Origin of the sequence: Mesorhizobium sp. M7A.F.Ca.ET.027.03.2.1 (genome assembly GCF_003999175.1) — a bacterium.
Lineage (GTDB): Bacteria > Pseudomonadota > Alphaproteobacteria > Rhizobiales > Rhizobiaceae > Mesorhizobium.
The window spans coordinates 1-4,516 of record NZ_RZOM01000477.1 but is presented as its reverse complement, the minus strand read 5'-3'; the positions used below and the strand labels follow the sequence as shown (position 1 = coordinate 4,516).

Annotated in this window: 4 protein-coding genes; 1 reads left to right on the top strand and 3 read right to left on the bottom strand. The window is 62.5% G+C overall.

From position 1 onward, the window contains the following. A partial coding sequence (locus EN750_RS20125) for a tyrosine-type recombinase/integrase (protein WP_145967790.1) occupies positions 1 to 307 on the top strand: 307 nt, incomplete at its 5' end. 117 nt (positions 308 to 424) lie between these two features. Here the strand turns inward: EN750_RS20125 and EN750_RS20120 are convergent. The 3 genes from EN750_RS20120 to EN750_RS20110 all read right to left on the bottom strand — a co-directional run bounded on the left by EN750_RS20120 (position 425) and on the right by EN750_RS20110 (position 4,450). Next, complete coding sequence (locus EN750_RS20120; protein WP_127397444.1) at positions 425 to 1,693, bottom strand: O-antigen ligase family protein; 1,269 nt, start codon at positions 1,691 to 1,693, stop codon at positions 425 to 427. After that, complete coding sequence (locus tag EN750_RS20115; protein WP_127267065.1) at positions 1,690 to 3,225, bottom strand: undecaprenyl-phosphate glucose phosphotransferase; 1,536 nt, start codon at positions 3,223 to 3,225, stop codon at positions 1,690 to 1,692. The genes EN750_RS20120 and EN750_RS20115 overlap by 4 nt, the downstream gene beginning before the upstream one ends. Before the next feature lie 94 nt (positions 3,226 to 3,319). Next, positions 3,320 to 4,450: a glycosyltransferase family 4 protein gene (locus EN750_RS20110; RefSeq protein ID WP_127397443.1), complete on the bottom strand. Its 1,131-nt coding sequence runs from the start codon at positions 4,448 to 4,450 to the stop codon at positions 3,320 to 3,322. Positions 4,451 to 4,516: the final 66 nt, after the last annotated feature.

Genomic DNA, 4,516 nt, shown 5'->3' with positions numbered 1-4,516 from the left:
GGTCAAGGGCAGCCGTTATCCGCTGACGGAAGCCGGGCTGAAGATCGCCATGCGGCGCGCCGTGCCGAGAGCTGGCGTGAAGAACTTCCATTTTCACGACATACGCCACACCGCCGCAACGCGGGTGCTGCGCAAGAGCAATCTGAAGGTGGTGCAGCAGCTGCTCGGCCACGAGGACATCAAGACGACGACGAAATACGCCCACGCGATGATGGATGACGTGCTGAACGCCCTGGAGGCCGCAAGTCCCACGGAAAGTCCCACGGGAGCTGTCGAAGGGTATGACAAGCGTTTGAAAGATTTGTGAAAAGCCGGCTGAGAGCCACCGCCCCCCAGTCAAGTGCGCTACCGGGCTGCGCTACACTCCGGACCGGTCGCGATGTATCGTGATAACCCCGTGCGGGTCAACCGAATTCCGCGACTTTTATACCGCTGCGATTGCCGGTGCCGGCGAGCCCTGCAAGGCAGGCCGCAACAGCCGTTGGTGCCTGTATTCCAGCGCGATGGCGCCCCAGATCAGGCCGAGCAGCAGGTAGACATGGCGCCAGTGGTCGATGTCGATGAAGGTGCCGAGCCCGATATTGCCGATGAAGGCGACATAGGCACACAGGAGATAGGGCTGCCACGGCCGGTCGCGCAGCAGGATGCGGAAGCCGGCTGCTATCGTCCATAAGACGAGCGCCAGGAACGACACGAAGCCGAGCCAGCCATAATCCATCAGCATCTTCAGCCAGATGTCGTGGGTGTCTTCGCCGAAGATCGTGCCGAAGACCAGCGGGCCGATGCCGAACGGATGCTCCATCGCCATCTGGAAGCCGATCCCGTAGCGGGCGAAGCGGCCGAGGCGGGCGGTGTCGTAGCTCTGTTCGAGCTGGGCACGGTTGGAGAACATCTCCGACACGCCGGGCAGCTGCAGGATGACGATGATGGCGATGACCAGCAGCGCCAGTGCTGCAATCGTCATCACCACCACACGCAGCCGGAACTTGCCGCTGGCGCTCTGCAGGAACAGGCAGCCGGTGAGCAGGACGGCCGAGACGGTGAACATGCCCCAGGCGCCGCGCGAGAAGGAGAAGAAGATGCCGGCGGTGATGATCAGCAGCGGCACCGCCAGCAGCGGCATGCGTGTCGCCGGTCCGGTCAAAAGCAGATAGAGTAGATAGATGCCGGGCAGCACCAGGAACGGGCCGAACACGTTCGGGTCCTGGAAGGCGCCGGCGGCGCGATCGTATTTGGTGAACATCTCCGCGCCCGGAAAGGCATGGAAATAGCCTGCAATGCCAAGCAGCGAGGTGGCCACGGCCGAGACCACATAGGCAATGAAGATCAGCCGGTATAGGCTCGGTTGTACGGCGGTGATCGATGCGAAGAACACCGCGCTGAAGGCGAGAAACAGCGACACGGCGAGATAGAGCGGCGTGTTGGCGAGGTCCGCCATCTGCGTCATGGAGATCATGCCGCCGATGTTCATCATCACCAGTAGCACCAGCAGCGGCGTGGCCGCGCGGGAAATCCTCAGGCCGAAAAGCGCCCAGATGGCGATCAGGCCGGCCATGTAGAGCTCATAGGGCGCCGGCTCGCTGATGACGAAGCCCGACAGCAGAATGCCGAGGAAGACCGCGCCCGACGAAATCAGCGCGACCAGCTTGGCGTTGACCGCCGCGCGCGGCAGATCATGGCTGATCGCACTCAATAGGCGTTTTCCGTATTGAGCAGCCGGAGCGGCGTCAGGAACAGGATCCGCAAATCGAACAGCAGCGACCAGTTCTCGATGTAGTAGAGATCATACTCCGTGCGCATGCGGATCTTCTCGTTGGTGTCCATCTCGCCGCGCCAGCCATTGATCTGCGCCCAGCCGGTGACGCCGGGCTTGACCTTGTGGCGGGCGAAATAGCCGTCGACCACCTCGTTGTAGAGCAGGTTGTGCGACTGCGCGGCGATGGCATGCGGACGCGGGCCGACCAGCGACAGCGAACCGAGCAGCGAGTTGAAGAACTGCGGCAGCTCGTCTATCGAGGTCTTGCGGATGAAGCGGCCGACGCGGGTGACGCGAGGATCGTTCTTGGTCACCGTCTGCTTGGCGGTCGGGTCGGCCTTGTCCGTATACATCGAGCGGAACTTGTAGACCTCGATGATCTCGTTGTTGAAGCCGTGCCGCTTCTGATGGAACAGCACCGGACCCTTGCTGTCGAGCTTGATGGCGATAGCGGTCGCCAGCATGACTGGCGAGAACACGACGATGCCGATCAGGCTGAAGACGATGTCGAAGGCGCGTTTGGCGACCGAATCCCAGTCGTTGATCGGCTTGTCGAAGATGTCGAGCATCGGCACCGCGCCGATGTAGGAATAGGCGCGCGGGCGAAATTGCAGCGCGTTGGAATGTGCCGATAGCCGGATGTCGACCGGCAGCACCCACAGCTTCTTCAGCAGCTGCAGAACGCGCGATTCGGCGGTCAGCGGCAGCGATACGATCAGCATGTCGATGCGGGCGATGCGGGCGAACTCGATCAGTTCCGAAATGGTGCCGAGCTTGGGGTAGCCGGCGACGATGGGCGGCGAGCGCTTGTCGCCGCGATCGTCGAAGATGCCGCAGATGCGGATATCGTTGTAGGGCTGCTTTTCGACCGAGCGGATCAGGATTTCCGCCGCCTTGCCGCCGCCGACGATGACGGCGCGCCGCTCCATGCGGCCATCGCGCGCCCAGGCCCGGATCAGCTTCGACATCACCAGCCTGAGGCCGAAGATGAGAACGAAGCCGATGACGAACCAACTGCCGAACAATAGGCGCGAATAGTCCTGCGACATCTTCATGACGAATGCCGTCAGCGCCATCAGGGCGAATGTGCCGGCCCAGACCAGCAGCACGCGGCCGAAATTGGCGATGGGCCGCATCAGGGCGACGATCTGGTAGCAGTCGGTGACGTCGAGCAGCACCACGGCAAGGAACGAGCCGGCTGCGATCGTCACCGGATATTGCCAGGCGAGATAATTGAAGAAACCGACATAGTGGAAATAGACGGCGAGCCCGGACAGGAACAGCAAGCCGAATTCGACCATGCGCAGGACACCGCTGACCATGATCGGTGACATCGTATCGCGCCGATACTGCGAGGCGACCTGGCGGGCGACATCGTTCATGCCGCTTGGCGTGTCGCCATCGGCCGGGCCGTCGAATTTACGCACCGCCTCTGCTGAAAAGCGGCGCGCGGGGTCGATCTCGTTCATGAGGGCTTTCCGCAAACTTCCCCACGGTCATAGCAAAAGAGAGCTAAGAAACCCTTGAAACAACGTATGGCTTTGGAACGGCTTGGCCCTGTGCCTACCTGTCGAGCGCTGCGAAATAGGCCTTCTCGATGTCGGCGGCCATCACATCGGCGCCGAAGCGTGCCTTGAGGTTGGCGCTATCGGGCATCAGGTCGCGATAGGCAACCGGGTCGGCCAGCGCCTGGCTCATCCTGTCGGCGAGCTCGATCGGGTCAGGTCGGATCAGGGCAGGGGAACCGGTGTCGAATATCTCCGGGATGCCGCCGACCGCGGTTGCGATCATCGGCTTTCCCGCGGCAAGCGTTTCCAGGACGATATAGGGCATGGCTTCGGCGCGCGAGGGAACGATGATAAGCGCGGCAAGGGCAAAGGCCTCCCTGGCCGGCATCGGCGGCAGAAAGCGGACATGGCGCTCGAGCCCGAGGCTTTTCACTTGCCCGTGGTAACGCAGAAGGTCGTCGCCGTCGCCGACCATCACCGCGGTCAGCGCGCGGCCGAACCGTGGGCCGGCAAGGGCCAATGCGTCGATGAAGATATCCGGTCCCTTCAGGTCGCGCATCATGCCGATATAAAGCAGGTCGGCTGCGTCGGGCTCGGTGATCACCGGCTCGAATTCAGTGGCGCGCAGGCCGTTATAGACGAGGGTGTTGGGAATGGGAGGCTCGCCAACCTTGTGGCGATAGGTCCGCCGCTCATAGTCCGAGACAAACAGCAGATAGTCGGTGAAGCGAGCCATGAATCGCTCGAGCGCGAAGAACAGCTTTCCGATGACCGTGCTCTCGTCATAGTGGAGCGAGCCGCCATGCGGCGAATAAAGGCGGGCTACGCGAGACCTTGATACCCGCAACAATGAGCCGAACAGACGGGCATAGGCGCCACCCTTGGCGCCGTGCCCATGCAGTACGTCCGGCCGCAATTCCTTGATGATCCTGTATGTGCGCCAAGCCGAGGCAAGGTCGCCGGGACCGACATGGCGCTGCATCGGCGTGCGATGAATGCCGAGCGCCAGCATGCCCTTCATCTGCTCGAACAAATGTTCCTCGAACGCGCCGCCCGTCGTCGAATCGCAGACGATGCCGACCGAATGCCCGGCGGCGACCTGCGCCTCGGCCAGGTCGCGCACATGCCGGAAAATTCCTCCGACGGGTGAGCGAAAGCAATGGACGATCCTGAGCCTGTCCGCCACTTGGTATCTGTCAGAACAGACGTTCGCGGACGTAGACCGTATCGCCCGGCAGCAGCGGGTCGGAGG

Bases quoted from the DNA above. Each gene is read 5' to 3' on its own strand.
- EN750_RS20115 (WP_127267065.1), bottom strand. From the start codon at position 3,225: ATGAACGAGATCGACCCCGCGCGCCGCTTTTCAGCAGAGGCGGTGCGT.